Annotated in this window: 16 protein-coding genes and 1 pseudogene; 6 read left to right on the top strand and 11 right to left on the bottom strand. The window is 47.6% G+C overall.

Annotated features, from left to right (window positions below; genetic code table 11):
* Positions 1-112: 112 nt before the first annotated feature.
* The 3 genes from lolB (at position 113) to prs (ending at position 2,657) form a co-directional block, all read left to right on the top strand.
* Positions 113-733, top strand: coding sequence for a lipoprotein insertase outer membrane protein LolB (lolB, locus tag CG67_RS04975; RefSeq protein ID WP_025901879.1), 621 nt, complete (start codon positions 113-115; stop codon positions 731-733).
* The gene (ispE, locus tag CG67_RS04970; RefSeq protein WP_025901878.1) at positions 730-1,584 is read left to right on the top strand and encodes a 4-(cytidine 5'-diphospho)-2-C-methyl-D-erythritol kinase; all 855 of its coding nucleotides are present in this window, start codon (positions 730-732) and stop codon (positions 1,582-1,584) included. Before lolB ends, ispE begins: the two co-directional genes overlap by 4 nt.
* A 125-nt stretch (positions 1,585-1,709) precedes the next feature.
* Entirely contained in the window at positions 1,710-2,657 is a 948-nt protein-coding gene (prs, locus tag CG67_RS04965; protein ID WP_025901877.1) for a ribose-phosphate diphosphokinase, read from the top strand.
* 130 nt (positions 2,658-2,787) lie between these two features.
* Here the strand turns inward: prs and CG67_RS04960 are convergent, their stop codons facing one another.
* On the bottom strand, positions 2,788-3,054 hold the full coding sequence (locus tag CG67_RS04960) for a DUF2583 family protein (RefSeq protein WP_025901876.1): 267 nt from the start codon (positions 3,052-3,054) through the stop codon (positions 2,788-2,790).
* A gap of 193 nt (positions 3,055-3,247) precedes the next feature.
* Here CG67_RS04960 and pth point away from each other — a divergent pair, with 193 nt between their 5' ends.
* The gene (gene pth / locus CG67_RS04955) at positions 3,248-3,835 is read left to right on the top strand and encodes an aminoacyl-tRNA hydrolase (RefSeq protein ID WP_025901875.1); all 588 of its coding nucleotides are present in this window, start codon (positions 3,248-3,250) and stop codon (positions 3,833-3,835) included.
* A 115-nt stretch (positions 3,836-3,950) separates the two neighbouring features.
* Positions 3,951-5,042 carry a redox-regulated ATPase YchF gene (ychF, locus tag CG67_RS04950; RefSeq protein WP_025901874.1) on the top strand — a complete coding sequence of 364 codons (1,092 nt, stop codon included), beginning with the start codon at positions 3,951-3,953 and terminating at the stop codon, positions 5,040-5,042.
* A gap of 145 nt (positions 5,043-5,187) precedes the next feature.
* Here ychF and CG67_RS04945 read toward each other — a convergent pair whose 3' ends face one another.
* Both CG67_RS04945 and CG67_RS18770 read right to left on the bottom strand, forming a co-directional pair.
* Positions 5,188-6,348: an MFS transporter gene (locus CG67_RS04945; protein ID WP_025901873.1), complete on the bottom strand. Its 1,161-nt coding sequence runs from the start codon at positions 6,346-6,348 to the stop codon at positions 5,188-5,190.
* Positions 6,349-6,529: 181 nt separating this feature from the next.
* Positions 6,530-6,628: pseudogene (locus CG67_RS18770) on the bottom strand (integrase); the annotation flags it as partial.
* Positions 6,629-6,934: 306 nt separating this feature from the next.
* On the opposite strand from CG67_RS18770, the gene CG67_RS04940 reads away from it, so the two are divergent.
* Entirely contained in the window at positions 6,935-8,272 is a 1,338-nt protein-coding gene (locus CG67_RS04940) for an MFS transporter (protein WP_025901872.1), read from the top strand.
* Between the two features lie 285 nt (positions 8,273-8,557).
* On the opposite strand, the gene CG67_RS04935 is transcribed toward CG67_RS04940, so the two are convergent.
* The 8 genes from CG67_RS04935 to CG67_RS04910 form a co-directional block, all read right to left on the bottom strand.
* On the bottom strand, positions 8,558-8,860 hold the full coding sequence (locus tag CG67_RS04935; protein ID WP_025901871.1) for a contact-dependent growth inhibition system immunity protein: 303 nt from the start codon (positions 8,858-8,860) through the stop codon (positions 8,558-8,560).
* 8 nt (positions 8,861-8,868) lie between these two features.
* Positions 8,869-9,351 (bottom strand): RNase A-like domain-containing protein, encoded by a 483-nt coding sequence (locus CG67_RS18765; protein ID WP_371190670.1) that lies wholly within the window; start codon positions 9,349-9,351, stop codon positions 8,869-8,871.
* Between the two features lie 151 nt (positions 9,352-9,502).
* A complete protein-coding gene (locus tag CG67_RS18760) occupies positions 9,503-9,685 on the bottom strand; it encodes a hypothetical protein (RefSeq protein ID WP_371190669.1) in 183 nt (60 codons plus the stop codon).
* A 236-nt stretch (positions 9,686-9,921) separates the two neighbouring features.
* Positions 9,922-10,401 carry an integrase core domain-containing protein gene (locus CG67_RS18755; protein ID WP_371190673.1) on the bottom strand — a complete coding sequence of 160 codons (480 nt, stop codon included), beginning with the start codon at positions 10,399-10,401 and terminating at the stop codon, positions 9,922-9,924.
* Between the two features lie 47 nt (positions 10,402-10,448).
* Positions 10,449-10,811, bottom strand: coding sequence for a tlde1 domain-containing protein (locus CG67_RS04920; protein ID WP_025901869.1), 363 nt, complete (start codon positions 10,809-10,811; stop codon positions 10,449-10,451).
* Between the two features lie 211 nt (positions 10,812-11,022).
* On the bottom strand, positions 11,023-11,127 hold the full coding sequence (locus CG67_RS18750; protein WP_160318962.1) for a type VI secretion system tube protein Hcp: 105 nt from the start codon (positions 11,125-11,127) through the stop codon (positions 11,023-11,025).
* Positions 11,128-11,184: 57 nt separating this feature from the next.
* Entirely contained in the window at positions 11,185-14,313 is a 3,129-nt protein-coding gene (locus CG67_RS04915; protein WP_160318961.1) for a DEAD/DEAH box helicase, read from the bottom strand.
* Between the two features lie 496 nt (positions 14,314-14,809).
* Complete coding sequence (locus CG67_RS04910; RefSeq protein WP_025901867.1) at positions 14,810-15,832, bottom strand: S66 peptidase family protein; 1,023 nt, start codon at positions 15,830-15,832, stop codon at positions 14,810-14,812.
* Positions 15,833-16,125: the final 293 nt, after the last annotated feature.

Genomic DNA, 16,125 nt, shown 5'->3' with positions numbered 1-16,125 from the left:
ACGCCGAAGACAAAGAATAATCCCTGAATAGCATTGACGGTTAAATAGCATGGCTGTAGCGTTAACGGTTACGCTGCAAAAATACCATGTCCAGGGAGACGACTACGTGAGTATACTGAATCTTCGCCGGGGGGCGTTCTTACTGCCTCTGGCCAGTCTGTTGTTAAGTGCCTGTGCCACCCTGCCATCACAGGGGCCGGGCAAGAGTCCTGATTCTCCCCAATGGAAACAACACGTCAATGAAGTGAAGCAGGTGCAGGCTTTCCAGACCCGTGGTGCCTTTGCCTATATATCACAGCGACAGAACGTTTATGCCCGTTATAACTGGCAACAGAGCGCCAGTGACCGCTATCGGCTGATTTTGACCAATCCGCTGGGCAGTACCGAAATGCAACTGGATACCCAGGGCCAAACCGTACAACTGGTAGACAATAACGGTAAACGTTATACCAGCAACAATGCTTCTAAGATGATTTCTGAGCTGACGGGCATGAATATTCCACTGGAGAATCTTCGTCAGTGGATGCTTGGCCTGCCGGGCACCGCAGACAGCTTTACCCTGAATGATCACTACCAGCTGCGTACCGCCACGTATCAGCAGGACGGCCAGACCTGGCATGTGACTATCAATGACTATAAACAGGATGTCACCCCTGCCCTGCCGGCAGATCTCGAACTGACGGCCGGTGATCTGAAGATTAAACTGCGTATGGATAGCTGGAAACTGCAATGATCACGACCTGGCCTTCTCCCGCAAAGCTGAACCTGTTTCTGTATATCACCGGTCAGCGTGCCGATGGCTACCATGACTTACAAACGCTGTTTCAGTTTCTGGACTTTGGCGATACGCTGACGATTGAGACTACTCAGCGGGGCACTCTGACACTGCACACCCCGTTTTCTGAGGTTGATAACGAGCATAACCTCATTATCCGGGCGGCCCGGCTACTGAAAACCACTGCGCTGGCGGACCAGCGCATTGAAGCTTCTGCCGGGGCTGAGTTTTCAATTGAAAAGCGCATCCCGATGGGGGGCGGACTGGGTGGCGGCTCTTCAAATGCGGCTACCGTGCTGGTGGCATTGAACCGGTTATGGAACTGCGGCTATTCTGCAGAGACGCTGGCGGCACTCGGACTGCAGTTAGGCGCGGATGTGCCGGTCTTTATTGACGGGCATGCTGCCTTTGCCGAAGGCGTCGGCGAGCGGTTACACCCCGCCAGCCCGCCGGAGAAATGGTACCTGGTGGCCCACCCTGGCGTCAGCATTCCTACCCCGGCGGTGTTCGGTGATCAGGCACTAACCCGTGACACGCCACGACGCTCATTAAACCAGCTTATGGATGATCCCTGGCACAATGATTGTGAAGCTGTCGTAAGAAAACGTTTTCGTAAGGTTGATGAATTGCTCGTCTGGCTGTTAGAATACGCGCCGTCGCGCCTGACAGGGACAGGTGCCTGTGTGTTTGCCGAATTCGACACAGAGGAAGCTGCCCGTCGGGTCCTTGAACTCGCTCCTGAATGGATAACCGCCTTTGTCGCCCGTGGAATGAATATTTCGCCGCTGCAAGAACGCTTATCTGAGTGATCAGCGTGTGCGTGACAGTATCACCTGTTCCAGGTACTGCACGTATCGCATTTATACACCTGTGTGAATCTTCCCTGTGACACAGCGCAGGGAGTTCTCTGGACGTAAAGCCTGAGGTTTTTCTCGTGCCCGATATGAAGCTTTTTGCTGGTAACGCCACCCCGGAACTAGCGCAACGCATAGCCAACCGCCTATACACTAACCTCGGGGACGCCGCTGTTGGCCGTTTCAGTGACGGTGAAGTGAGTGTACAGATTAATGAAAACGTGCGCGGGGGTGATATTTTTATCATTCAGTCCACCTGCGCTCCGACTAACGATAATCTGATGGAACTGGTGGTGATGGTAGACGCTCTGCGTCGTGCCTCCGCCGGACGAATTACTGCCGTTATCCCTTACTTTGGTTATGCTCGTCAGGATCGTCGCGTTCGTTCTGCCCGTGTCCCTATTACTGCGAAAGTTGTGGCTGACTTCCTGTCCAGCGTCGGTGTTGACCGCGTTCTGACAGTTGATCTGCACGCAGAACAGATTCAGGGCTTCTTTGACGTCCCGGTGGATAACGTGTTCGGTAGCCCTATCCTGCTGGAAGATATGCTGCAACTGAACCTGGAAAACCCTATTGTGGTTTCTCCGGATATCGGTGGTGTAGTTCGTGCCCGTGCCGTCGCAAAACTGCTGAACGACGCTGACATGGCCATTATCGATAAACGTCGTCCGCGTGCTAACGTTTCTCAGGTGATGCATATCATCGGTGATGTTGCCGGCCGTGACTGCGTACTGGTTGACGATATGATCGATACCGGGGGCACGCTGTGTAAAGCGGCAGAAGCCCTGAAAGATCGTGGTGCGAAGCGCGTCTTTGCTTATGCAACCCACCCGATTTTCTCCGGTAATGCGCTGGAAAACCTGCGTAACTCAGTGATTGATGAAGTGGTGGTCTGTGACACTATTCCTCTGTCACCGGAAATCAAAGCCCTGCCGAATGTCCGTACTCTGACATTATCCGGCATGCTGGCCGAAGCGATCCGTCGTATCAGCAACGAAGAATCTATCTCTGCGATGTTTGAGCATTAATGATGCGCTGTCGTCAGCAGTAAAAAACCGGGCTATTATGCCCGGTTTTTTTATGCAGGTAATACGCTGCCTGGCATCCTGCACCGCGGTTTACACCCCACCGTTCCCCGCCGCAGTGAAGGCACTGTCACTATTTGTGACGCGGATGCAGACGACAACCGTCATAACGCAACAGAAAATACCGATCACAGACTTTTTCTCTGCCGCCGACCTGTGCCCCGGTCAGCCACAATAATGCCCCGAGAAAAATAGCAAAGATTGCCCCCCCGACCGCCAGTTCAGACAGATGCATCGACGGTAGCTGATTCATTACTGCGGCAACGATACCTCCGATCATAGCCACCATCCCTGCCCCCATCAGTACATTGCCGATAAACAGTGATTGTTTATGTTTCATGCCTGCTCTCCCGTCTTTACTACAGAAAATGTTGAATCGTTAAATAAATTTTAATTAACAACCTTAAAACACACTGCTACACAGATCACAAAAAAGCGATAAAATGAACACTCTGTGCTTTCGGCAGAGACCTTTGTACTCAGAGGCGACACACAGTAAACTAGGGGTTTGGAATAATGGCAGAGTATAGATTGTGAGCAGCATTAAACTGATCGTCGGTCTGGCGAATCCCGGTGCGGAATATGCCGCCACCCGACACAACGCCGGGGCCTGGTATGTGGATTTACTGGCCGGACGCTATAACCAGTCTCTCAAAGAAGAAGCCAAATTTTATGGCTACACCGCCCGCCTGAACCTGGCCGGAAACGACGTCCGCTTACTGGTTCCTACGACCTTTATGAACCTCAGTGGTAAGTCAGTGGCCGCGATGGCCACCTTTTATCGTATCGCTCCGCAGGAAATCCTGGTGGCGCATGATGAAATGGATATGCTGCCAGGTGTGGCGAAATTTAAACAAGGCGGTGGTCACGGCGGGCATAACGGCCTGAAAGATATCATCAGCAAGCTGGGTAATAATGCCGACTTCCACCGCCTGCGCATCGGTATCGGCCACCCCGGCGACCGGAATAAAGTGACCGGTTTTGTACTGGGTAAACCCCCTGCCAGTGAACAAAAACTGATTGATGAGGCTATCGATGAAGCCGCACGCTGTACCGAAGTGTGGCTGAAGGAAGATCGTCTGAAAGCAATGAACCGGCTGCACTCTTTTAAAGCCGGCTAAGGTTCGCCGGAAATCCGCGCCATCAGGGGCGGTTGTGTGTATAATGCGGCAAATTTTTTCAGTTCCGGTGGCAGTCATAAGCGCTGCCACCAATACGTTATAAGGTAACTCAAGCATGGGATTTAAATGCGGTATTGTAGGCTTGCCGAATGTGGGCAAATCCACTCTGTTTAATGCGCTGACAAAAGCGGGTATCGAAGCGGCAAACTTTCCGTTTTGTACGATTGAACCGAACACCGGTGTGGTTCCCATGCCTGATCCGCGTCTGGACAAACTAGCTGAGATTGTTAAACCTCAGCGTACTATCGCCACCACCATGGAATTTGTCGATATCGCCGGTCTGGTAAAAGGCGCGTCTAAAGGTGAAGGCCTGGGTAACCAGTTCCTGACCAATATCCGTGAAACCGAAGCTATCGGTCACGTGGTACGTTGTTTTGAAGATGACAACATCATTCACGTTGCCGGTAAAGTCAGCCCGGCTGACGATATTGAAGTCATCAATACCGAACTGGCACTTTCTGACCTGGATACCTGTGAACGTGCGATCCAGCGTTTACAGAAAAAAGCCAAAGGCGGCGATAAAGATGCTAAAGCCGAGCTGGAAGTGCTGGAAAAATGCCTGCCACAGCTGGAAAACGCTGGCATGCTGCGTGCCCTGGGCCTGGATGAAGACGAAAAAGCGCTGATCCGCTACCTGAGCTTCCTGACCCTGAAGCCGACCATGTACATTGCTAACGTCAATGAAGACGGTTTCGAGAACAACCCGTTCCTGGACCAGGTGCGTGAAATTGCCGCTCAGGAAGGTTCTGTGGTCGTTCCGGTCTGCGCTTCTGTCGAATCTGACATTGCCGAACTGGACGATGCTGACCGCGATGAGTTTATGGCTGAACTGGGTATTGAAGAGCCGGGTCTGAACCGTGTGATCCGTGCCGGTTACTCCCTGCTGAACCTGCAGACTTACTTCACCGCAGGTGTTAAAGAAGTCCGTGCCTGGACCATCCCTGTCGGCGCAACGGCCCCGCAGGCCGCCGGTAAAATCCATACTGACTTTGAAAAAGGCTTTATCCGTGCTCAGACCATCGCCTTTGATGACTTTGTTGCTTTCAAAGGCGAACAAGGTGCAAAAGAAGCCGGTAAGATGCGTGCGGAAGGTAAAGAATATATCGTTAAAGACGGCGATATTATGAACTTCCTGTTTAACGTCTGATTCGGTTCTGCTGTCTTATCAGGGGTTATTGACCCTGATTAAGACGGAACGGCCCCATAAAATCCACGCAGTTGCGTGGATTTTTGTTTTTACGGAGGCTGGGTTGTTGCGGCGTCAGCTGGGTTGAAAATGGCTACAGGGATACTTACCGATCCCTGCTGGCTAATTGATCGCATTTCTCAATAAGCGCTGACGCGATCAGTAATAAGACAGGCAGGATTATGGAATATCGCGTCAGGATATTATGATGGTAAACAACAGGCATTAATATTCCACCTGCAATGTCACCGGTCAGGAACGCAGTCTGCCTGATGCCAAATACAGCATGTGCCCGCCCCTTTTCAGCAATGTTCATCTCAATGAAATTGAGGATCAGCGACATCGTCGCTTTAAAAGTATAAAATGCAATAATGGTGAGCGCGAAATAAAGCTTTAGCTTCTCTGAAAGAAAGCATGCAGACAAGAAGACAGACACTGACGAAAGCAATGTGAAAAGCATAAGAGAGTTATTAATTTCATACTTTTTTGTCAGAGAGACGTAGATATTTTTTAAAACAAATCCTAAAGCAACACCTGAAGATAAAATAACGCCAATACTATTAATTGAATATCCCATATCTTTTAAATATATAGGTACCAGAGGGATAAAAATAGCCCAGCACAAACCTTGTGCAAAACAAGCTATGAAAATAAAAGTGGTTATTGTGTCAGGTTTTTTCTTTAGGGATAAGGATGCCCTATCTTTTTTATGCGTAGAAAAATCATCTTTATAGCCGGTTTTCGGCACAAAGAGCATACCAGACATTGCCAGTAATCCGGTGATCCATAACGATATCTGGTATCCATTATGAAAATACAAAGACACAAATGAAACAAGTAAACCTGACAGCATAGCGCCAAAACTTTGCGATAACGTGCTGATGTTATCAGTATGGAGAACCGCTTTCTTTCGGTTAACTTCATCAGTTTCAAGGATCAGTGCCCTGAGCGTAATGCCTGTTACGCTGGCTCCTATCCCGGCAGTCAGCCCGGTGAGGATGGCTAAAAGAGCATTCTGAGGGTAAGCTCTCATCACGAGACCGGCGCCGTATAAGGCATAGCCGATAAGAAGGGCACACCGAATGCCTGTTTTTGCCAGCAGCGATGAGTAAAAAATTGATAGTGAACCCGCCACCGCCATTGCAACATACGATAGCGAAAATAAATTTAACTTACCTTCTCCAGCCCAGAATAGAGGCTGGAGAGTTTTCGATATCCACATCGGGAACAGAAATAAAGCATTAAGTAAATAGATCCTCTTTTGCATTACACCTTCTCATCTTGTAGGTACGCTAAGTTTTCTATGATAACTTCATAGTCTGCAAAAAGTTCAGAGGCTACCCTCAACGCGTCTTAAGCCGAAGAATTTGAATTAAATAAATTGCTTTCAGCAGGAAGTATATACCAGTCAGATTGACTGATGTAAGCATACCTGTATTGGTTCCGGGATTTTTTTGAGGTTTCCGGTTTTCAGCCATCAAACAGTATTCTTCCGGGGTAAGATTATTAAGGGATTCATGAGCTCGTTCGCGGTTATACTCCGCTAAACTGAGGGGACACTTTAAGGTATCTGCTTCTCGCCTGACGCTGTTACCTACCTGACTCCAAGGCCGGCAAGCCAGGGAACACCAGGCAAAGAACCCACCTTACGGTATTTTTTTCTGGCTGGCAGGTTACGCTGGTTCAGAGGATCCGATCAGGATCATTTGAACCGCAGCCCCAACCTAAACACCACACAGCTCCCCCCATTCCTCATTATCAGCGCGCAAGGAATTGCGACAGTAACAAAAAAAATTAGTTAAAATAGTTTAAACAAAATTATTGAGCTAAGAAGACTATTTTGATAGGTTCACATGGTGGAAATCCTGATACAAAACTCCATTTTCCTGGCTTTACCAGACTATAATGCCGCAGTTATCTTTGATGATACCTGGAAAAATTTCAGAGTGGAAACGACAATGAAGCATAAATATTTTTACTTATACCAATCAGCAGATATAATTTTCACATCTTCTTGTCGCGCTATAGGCATGTTGCTTGCCTGGGTCATGATACAACACTACCAATTAAAAGTTGAACTCGGTTGGTTCATATCAACCTCCTGGATACTGCAAGTTTTAACTCTCATATTAATGGGCTTTTTTTCTGATCGAATAAAAAAAATAAAGGTTCCTATATTTTGCTCTGCCGCAAGTTTTTTATGTCTGGCAACAATGGAATTATCCACAACCGCAAAACCATTTCAGCTAGGTATTATTTATATTGCAACATCTCTGCTTAGTATAGCTATTCAGCCTATCGGCTCCAGCATCATTCCGAATATATATAAAGGGAAAAACATAGAGCGAGCTTTCAGAGTTCGAGGCTTTGTAAACTCAATTAATACAATCCTGGGTGCAGCTATATCAGGATTTGTAATTAGCGTATTTTCTGTCGAACAAACAATCAGAATATTGATGGTATCTATCGGCATTTCATTTTTTGCATTCCTGATAACAAAAACAACCGACATTGCAATTGAAAACGCTAAAAAAATAAAGACATCAGCCATCAATGCTTTGAAAAAAAATAAAGTAGAGAGAATGATGGTCATAGTTTCTGCCATATCAAACTTTATTCTGACACCAACGCTAATGTATATAACACCGATATTGATTATAGATAAATATGGCTATACTGCATTAGAAGTAGGACTCTCTGAAGCAATGTTTGGTTTAGGTATGCTTTTAGGTAGCGTTCTTTTTTGCCAAAGATTAAACAATTCGTTTGGCGTAAGATTAACAACAGTCATTAGTATAACCTCTGTAGGATTGAGCTTGTTGCTAATAATATTTGCTGATAACATATACGCTTTATTCATAGGTTTATTATTTGCAGGTTCAGGCGTTGTTATTTACAACATAAACACCACTAAAATTCGCTGTTCAGCAACGCCGTCTGACTTAAGATCCTCATTTGAGTCAATTTTCCTTGCGATATGCATACTTCCAATTCCGGCTGGTGTAGCCATATCAACCTTAATGGTTAATTCTGGTGATTTAGAGCTCTCGCTGGCATTATTCTCTGCATTAATTTTCTCATCTGCTTTAGCCGTTTGGCTATCAAAAGATTTCAGACTGATGGCTCAGTTGGATAATAATGACCTGGATAGCCACTACATTAAGCTGTATCCGAAGGCCTACTCTGCGTAGGAACTATTTCTGAAGCCAGCTATTATCACTGGAAAGCGAAAGCAGGAGGTAAAAACGGGCTTCAACCCGGCGCAGCACTTAGCTATGCGATTAAAATTTTAACAATAAGGTGTCCTGATAATAAGGCATGATGTTTGCTGTTCGCTCTGAGCGGATATGGATAGCTTGCTGATCATGCACATGGGAATTTTCTGCGAATAGCCCATTATGATCGACAATGTATTATGCCCTTATCGAAAGCGCAGATAATTATATTTAAACGACATGACCCAGATAATCCTTTAATCAGGGAAGTTGGATCCTGCCAGCTAAATGCCTTTTTATTTTTTCCAAAAAAGTGCGAACGGTTTCACCCCAGGATTCAGGAAAACACTCTCCCTGGCTAAGAATTGCAAATGTCTTTGTCAGTGTTTCATCATTTAATAACAGTAATTTTTCAGTCTCCTGACAAACGTTAATTGCCGTTTTTTGGTTCTCAGTTTGCAAATAACTGTCCAGTACGTCCTCTACCGTTTCGCCAAACAGATCGTAATCCTGACCAAAAAACACCCGAATAAGCGTACCAATATTTTTATAGTTGTTATTCATTATCAGCCTCAGAAAGATGGATATGACGTCAGAAGATAATAAGGTTTGCCGTTAAACACTTTACGGAGTAAAACAATCCTGACAGAGTAAGCCTTAAGCCGGGTTGTGCTTCCCTGCCTGAAACCATAACCCACTACGGTTCGAGCCTGCCAGGTTAATTCCAATACGCTTTCGCTTTTAGCAGCAGCCCAATAGATTATCTTCCCGCGATTGGCTTTCAAACCAGCACTTATGAATTTCTCTGCTTGTTCAATATTGACAAACGAACTTGCCAGGGGCGTTTTAGGGCTTCGTGCAAGGCGTGCAAGTAAATCCGCTTCAGGAATATTCACATGCCTGGCAATAGCATGTCCGCCAGCTTTAATACCATTAGCAGCCTCATGCTCAGCCAGTTTTAACTTACCAAAACGAACAGAAGCGACACGTGTCGCTCCGGCAGCGAGCGCAAACGACACCGGTACAGACAGGTCAACAGCCAGCCCGACATTCATAGCTGTCTTATCATCAGCGCCCAACTGCCTCGCTAAGGCGGCTGTTGCCCGAAAATTGCCGTACGAGTATCCTTGCCCGTTAATATCTGGCTGACCGCAGCATTAATACTATCCAGACTGTGTGTACCGACCACAACACAGGCAGCTTTAGTCAGTCCGGTTGGTTCTGGTACCATACAAGTGCAGTCGCGCCTGTTAACTCAAGTGTTCCCAACGCAAGAGCCAGTCCTCCATATAGACGGTGACTTAATGTCTCACCTTCACTAATACTTTTATCAGAAATCGCAGCTGTAAGCTGAATCGGGGACATCACGATTTTTATTTCATCATCCATAATGAAACCTCATCTGATTAAAAACAGGCTCTCAGAGGGTGTCCGTATTTCAGGTTTCAGCACCACTGACAGCTAACAAAGATGATAGATTGGCTCCTGTACTGCTTTCATCCCTAGCCATCGTTATAAAATAACGGAATACCTCTGCACAATACTGGCGAACACTGCACATTTTTCGATCGCACCTTTAATTTTTAGCAGCACTGACCCCGCCCTAATTTCCGTACCAGGCTAAATCAGAGACCCAGACCTTTTTGATGACTTCGTGCAAATTCTGCCGGAGTCAGGTTATTTAACGAAGAATGCAGACGGAACTGATTATATTCCTGCCGGAACTCGTCCATGATAGCGCGCATATCTTCCAGACAAGCTGTCGCGGTTGCTCCCGCTTTTATTAACACCGGTTCAGCCTGCGAAAAATAGCGCTCAATCTGCGCCGGTGTACCTTCGGCTTGTGAGGGGATGGCGCAGATCAAAGACGTACCGAAACGTTGTTGCAGCTCGTCCGGGTACGCATCAATCACGTCTGCCGCCTTTAGAACGTTAACCGGGTCTTTGAGAAGCGCGAGGCCGATAGCGTTAGCCAGTTGCGCGGCGTGTTCGTCGTCCAGCTGGTCGCCGATGTTCTTAACCCGCGTGGGTAGCTCCCGCAGAGTGTAGCGATCGGCGTTGCTTACCTGGCTGATATACGCGTTCCAGTCTTCGCTGTTCGCCATACAGGACGCAGAAAGTGCGCAGATGGCAAAAATTACCGCCCGCCGCATCATCGTACTACCTCAAGCGTACGATCAGACGACAAAATAATTTTTGAGCGTACATGCGGGCCCATGATAATACAGCCTTCCGACGCGAAGCCCGGCGGTTTAGGCGGTTTGCGCTCGCCATGAACACGAAACGCCGAACGCCCAAAGCTCTCGCCGGAAGTCATTTTAAGAATAATTGTCATCGGTCCTTTTGACGTGCTGTGTCCGCTGATATGATACGCCCCACGCGGTAGTGGTCCCATACCTCTTACATGTTGACGGTCCGGGTTGTTCTTGTTGGTTAAATTGCCGGAATACCCCTTTCCAACTAACTCCCCTTTGTGCCATAACTCGCCGGTACTCTGGTAGTAGATCCATGTCATGATATATATTCCCTTATGCTGCACTGCGTTATTTCAGGCTGTCCGAATGGATGATATTCCCACCCGGATAATGCCAGGTGATTTTGTCATAAGCCATTTTTACCGCTTCCATGTGGTCATAATACTGATTATCGGCATCCTTTATATCTTCCCTATATAGCACGACGCTGATAATTCGTGTACCTTCCGGGAAGGTATTGAAGTATTCCTTTTACTGCCCTGCATGATTAATTCGATAGAATTTAAGCTCTGCGGATTTTAAGTATTTCCCGGCGCAGGTATCTTGATAAAGATACGGACTGGATGAGTCAACCACCTTTGTGGGTCGCAGACAATCGGCATAACGATTTGGGTCGGTACCGGTTTAGTCGTATCACTGCACCCTGCTTTCCTGGCGGAGTGGATCAAGCGAGAGTGCGTCACAGGCAGGCAAGTTTTTCGCCAGCGTCGAGAAATACTGCAGTTTCTGCCACTGTGAACGATCGCCAATGACATACAGCCGTTGTTTAGCTCTGCTCACCGCAACATTGAGCAGATTTGGACGACTGGCGGCCCACGCTTTCGCGCCCGGCTTTTGCAAATTGCCTCCCAATACTAAAACCACAATATTGGCCTCTTTACCCTGAGTCGTATGAACGGTTCCCGTCTTATTCGTGTCAAATCCCAGTTCTGAAGCCAGCCGCCATAATTTCCTGGAACAATCTTTGAAAGGAGATATCAGGAAAATGTTCTCAGGACGGATATGGTGAACGTTTTGCAAATCGAGCAGTAACTTCCGGACAGCATCACCCTCTTCCACAATCCAGTTACCTTCACAGTTGTTACCCACCACATCAATCCAGCAGCTCTCCGGAAGAGACGTTGCAGCAGGCTTTTTCCCATGAACCATCAAACCATCATAGGCAACCCGATTGCTGATGGTAAACATCGGATCATCACATCGACGATGAACACGTAGCGGACATCCGACCCAGACAGCGCTTTTTTCAGCATCCGGCAGATATGTCCCTAAATCCATCGATTGATCAGCAAGAATTTGTGCAGAGACTTCCCCGGGCCACCAGCATGGAGGAACGGTAAAATGTTGCCCAAGCGAAGCTTCAACAACGGTGGGTACGCCACTCACCGGTTCAAGCTGTTTCGGATCGCCAACGACAACTGTTCTGGATGCCCGCCAGATAGCTCCTGCCGCCTGCTGAGGTAATGCCTGCCCGGCCTCATCTATGAGCAACCAACCGATAGCTTCCTGACCGATGTTCTTAAACATTCGCGGAATGGAAGCAAATGTTGTAGAAATAACGGGAACGATCAGAGAAAGGGAATCCAGTGCCAATGCTGATTCCGCTTCAGGTAACGGTTTTCCTTTGAGCCAGTTACTGGCGAGATTAATGTTGCTAATCATCTCCTTAGGATGATTTTCGATAAAAGACCGCTGTACATCCAGAGCGGCCAGAAACAGAGATCCTCTGGCTTTTCGCCAGGCTTCCATTGCCCACGGTGCAGATTTTTCCCTTACATTCTCTGAACAATGACGATCCGGCCAATAAGACCCGACTTCAGATTTAGCCTGTTCTGACTGCTGTTCCCTGGTGTACAAACTTTTCCGGTATTCCGTCAAAGTGTCTTCAGCCTGTTGCCTCTTTAACCCGGACTCCGCGACTTCTTTAGCCGCGTCGGACTGTTTAGATTTAAGGATACTGAGGTGTTTTTGTTCTGAAGAGATTTCGTCTCTGATTGCATCACTTTCATCGGTCAAACGTCGATATCTTTCCCACCATTCGCGTTGTGAACGGCCAAGAGTTGCAATCAATAGTATCAGCCCTGGCTTCGCAGATTGATGCTGATGCAGACGTTTTTCGGCCGCGTCGAGCCCGGCAAGTAAGCCGTCACAGTAATTTTTTTGTTGCAAAACTTCAGCGTCAAGGACGGCCAACTGTTCGCTGCTGCGAAGTAATTTCTTGTTGAGCTGTCCGAAAGCATTCGTTGCTTCGTGGATCCTGTTTTTGAGCAAACTTATCTCTTCATCCAGCATCGAGTATCGAATGAGTTGCTGACGTAGCGCGCTCTCATTTTCTTGTGCCGCCCGAAAATGCGAAATGGCCTCACTCCACAGCATGCGGGGCTCACGCGAACCTTCAGCGAGCATTTTCAGATGATATAACAGCCCCTCTCCGCGCCGGGGTGTAAAAGTGGCGGGTCTTAATGTGATGTCATCATCTTCTTCTTCAGGCTTGCGCCACCAGAAAATATTTAAAAATGCTTCCCGGTTCTCTTTATTGCCAAGTCTTGCGGCCAAAAGGCCCCAGCCTGGTTTTCCTGTGAGTTCAGAGACCAGTTCTGTAAAATAATCACTCTGTTTAAGAACAGAGTCCGGAACCGCCTTCTCTCCCGGTAGCTCAAGAGAGATATTCTCCACTGCACCGTTATTGGCAGAAGCGACAACAATTGCTGACCCCTTTATTGCTGCATGAAGCGGGTAATAAGGTATCCAGTAATTTCCCAGCTTGATTTTCTCTTTGTCTCCCGTAACACCATCCGCCAGAGTCATCAGCTTTTCTGCCCGTGATGTCACCACTGCCGCAACCACATCCCTCAGAAGAGTGGTTTTTCCGGTTCCCGGGGGACCATTAACCGCAAAAATACCCGCCTTTTCAGCATTCCGGTTCCAGATTTCATTAACCGCTAATTGCTGACTAAAGGCCAGAGGATGCTCAGAAGGCCATGCTCCCCGGGGCACCTCAGCCGGTAAGAGCTTTCGGAAAGCCATCTCCAGACCCTCTGGTGATCGAAGATCTGTCCGATGCCGCGCAGGTTGCGAAATTGCGTTCATATATTCCGCGAATCCCGGCCCGTAATGTTTTAGTTGCCAGGCGATACCGAGATTGCGTAATTCCTGAATGAAAAAACTGTTTAGCAAATCATCCGCAACGGCCGGGGAGGGTTTACCTTTCAGGTTTGTATCAGAAGATCCGCCGGCTCCGTCCGGCTGAGGCGCTTTTACCTGAACGCATTTAATAAGGGCGACAATTTTTGGCGACATTGTTTCACGGGGAAAATACGTTTTTTCAAGCACCATTTCCGCAAGTTGTATTATCCAGCGTAAATCCGCGCGGGTATTTTCTTTTTCCATCCGTACGGCTTCGTCTGCAATCCATTGCATAAGGTAGCGGGTTAATTCATCAAAACCAGAAAAACCGCTGTCTGCCATCGGTATAGTGTCACCGGGTACGGTAAAGCAGGATAAATCAGGGCTCAGGCTTTGCGTTAACGCTACAACCCCCCGTTCATGCCGGAGAATTTGTCCGGCAGACCACACACAAAGTGACAGCGTGAACGATTCAAATTGCGGTATACCCTTTTCATTGAAACTGACATCAAACAGACGGCTTTGCCCGTTCGTCCTGTCAGTAAATACATCCTCATGCGGCCCTATCTTGTTTTCGAGCAGCTCTGAGAGCAGTGACAATCCATACGCACCGCATTGAGCGGTGTAACGCCACACCTTTTTATCAGGCACAGGTTTACGAATATGATTCGGATCCTCCCAGGGTAAGGGCGAATCAAAAGCAACTTTATATGCCGGAGACCGCCTGTCGCCAGGATTATCCCTGTCAAGCATCTGTGGTGTTAATGCCTCAATGGCTCTCCAGAAAGGAAAAACCTGTCGGACCTGCGTAGGGTATTGAGTCACCTGAACCTCACATGTTACCCGGCTGTGTAATAAATAGTGGTAATGTCCTTTACCAGCCAAAGTACCGGTTTAACTCTGCGGCATACCATCTATAAGCGTAAAACCCTGCGGGGTTATAAGAGTCAGATGCTAACTAAACGAGCAAAATATTCAATAGTTCAATCAGATAATCCTGATGAATAATGTGTAACTATTAACAGGTTTGAATAAATGAATAAGGGGATGCAGCAGAACCGGAAGAATATTAAACACTGGCGGCAGGTATATCCTGGGGGATCACCTGCGCTTATCGGCAGGTGATAACTCATCAACGCAAATATTGCCCCGTAATAGCGATGGTCTGATTATCGAAATCAATGCGTATCGGAATTCCCAATGGCAGAGTCAGCATCGGATGTGTATGGCAACAATCAAAACCATCGACCAGCGGTAACGGCTTATATTCCAGCACTTCCCGTAATACATCAGCAGGACGTCGGCCGGTGCCTGCATCATCGAACAGTTCATGTTTACCTAAAATGATCGCTGCTGCTTTATCCAATATACCGTTCAGTTTTAGCATAGAGAATAAGCGTTCAACAGTCGCGATATCTTTCAGACTGTCTTCTATAAACAGGATATCGCCATCCTGTATTTCAGGCATCCATTCAGTGCCCATAATGCCCGAAAGAGTATTCAGGTTACCGCCTGTTACGCGCCCTTCCACGATACCAGCCCCTGTAAAAAGGCAGTTGTTTTCATAGAGTATTTTAGGCCTGACAGGCTCCACGTCATCCCAGTTCAGACGTTCATCCGTCCATTTTTCCGGAAGACGATATTCATAGGAGCCTGTCCGGGGTTGCATCAATAATTCAGAAAACGACTGCCAGGTTTCGTTGACCAGTGGGGGGAATTCGCCGAAAGAAGCTACCAGGGCCGGTCCGTAAAAGGTAATCAAACCTGTTCGGGCGTAAATCCCTGCGAGCAGTGCAGTCGCATCGGAGTAACCAATGATTATTTTCGGATCCTCTGTCAGCGCCTGATAATCAAGATAGGGCAAAAGCGAATTACTGTTAGTGCCGCCGATAACTGACATAATACAGCGTACATCGGGGTCGCGGATCAGCGCATTAAGTTCTTCAGCCCGCTCTTTAATAGAGCCTGAACGATAGTAATCTGACCGGCCAGTAAGACTTCCGGCTTTGAGCTGAAATCCTTTGTTTTCAAGAAACAATTTTGCACGATTAAAACGGTTAGGTGCAGTCATCGTTGCCGGAGATGAGGGTGAAAAAAAACCAATCGTATCACCGGGCTTTAAAGCAGGTGCAAGCAGCTTCGGCTTTATCGTCATTTGTCGGTATCCTCTGTCAGCGCAAGTTATATCGTCCCGAACGTTTTCGTCTTAAATACATTTAACGGCTGTACTATGAACTGAAGCCCGATCATCAGAAGCTGTTGCTTTATCCCGGAGGCCAGGTTATCGCAATCACTATACCGGTGAACAGAGGAGAAGGATCAGCTCTGCCCATAAGTTCAGAGGCCGGACGACCCTGTAGAGTCTGCTTTCTATTGACTGATAAGGTTAATCAGAGATGTTCCTGACAGCATTTCGGCTGATTGCGGTGAGGATCCTGCACCTTATCA

This window comes from Tatumella sp. UCD-D_suzukii, from assembly GCF_000611875.2.
GTDB lineage: Bacteria > Pseudomonadota > Gammaproteobacteria > Enterobacterales > Enterobacteriaceae > Tatumella > Tatumella ptyseos.
Note: the sequence above shows the minus strand (reverse complement) of the source record. Positions and strands in the feature narration are given on the sequence as shown.

Coding starts and splice junctions, on each gene's coding strand:
- ispE (WP_025901878.1), top strand. CDS start 730: ATGATCACGACCTGGCCTTCTCCCGCAAAGCTGAACCTGTTTCTGTAT.
- CG67_RS04960 (WP_025901876.1), bottom strand. CDS start 3,054: ATGAAACATAAACAATCACTGTTTATCGGCAATGTACTGATGGGGGCA.
- ychF (WP_025901874.1), top strand. CDS start 3,951: ATGGGATTTAAATGCGGTATTGTAGGCTTGCCGAATGTGGGCAAATCC.
- CG67_RS04945 (WP_025901873.1), bottom strand. CDS start 6,348: ATGCAAAAGAGGATCTATTTACTTAATGCTTTATTTCTGTTCCCGATG.
- CG67_RS04940 (WP_025901872.1), top strand. CDS start 6,935: ATGGTGGAAATCCTGATACAAAACTCCATTTTCCTGGCTTTACCAGAC.
- CG67_RS04935 (WP_025901871.1), bottom strand. CDS start 8,860: ATGAATAACAACTATAAAAATATTGGTACGCTTATTCGGGTGTTTTTT.
- CG67_RS18765 (WP_371190670.1), bottom strand. CDS start 9,351: ATGAATGTCGGGCTGGCTGTTGACCTGTCTGTACCGGTGTCGTTTGCG.
- CG67_RS18760 (WP_371190669.1), bottom strand. CDS start 9,685: ATGGATGATGAAATAAAAATCGTGATGTCCCCGATTCAGCTTACAGCT.
- CG67_RS18755 (WP_371190673.1), bottom strand. CDS start 10,401: ATGGCGAACAGCGAAGACTGGAACGCGTATATCAGCCAGGTAAGCAAC.
- CG67_RS04920 (WP_025901869.1), bottom strand. CDS start 10,811: ATGACATGGATCTACTACCAGAGTACCGGCGAGTTATGGCACAAAGGG.
- CG67_RS04910 (WP_025901867.1), bottom strand. CDS start 15,832: ATGACGATAAAGCCGAAGCTGCTTGCACCTGCTTTAAAGCCCGGTGAT.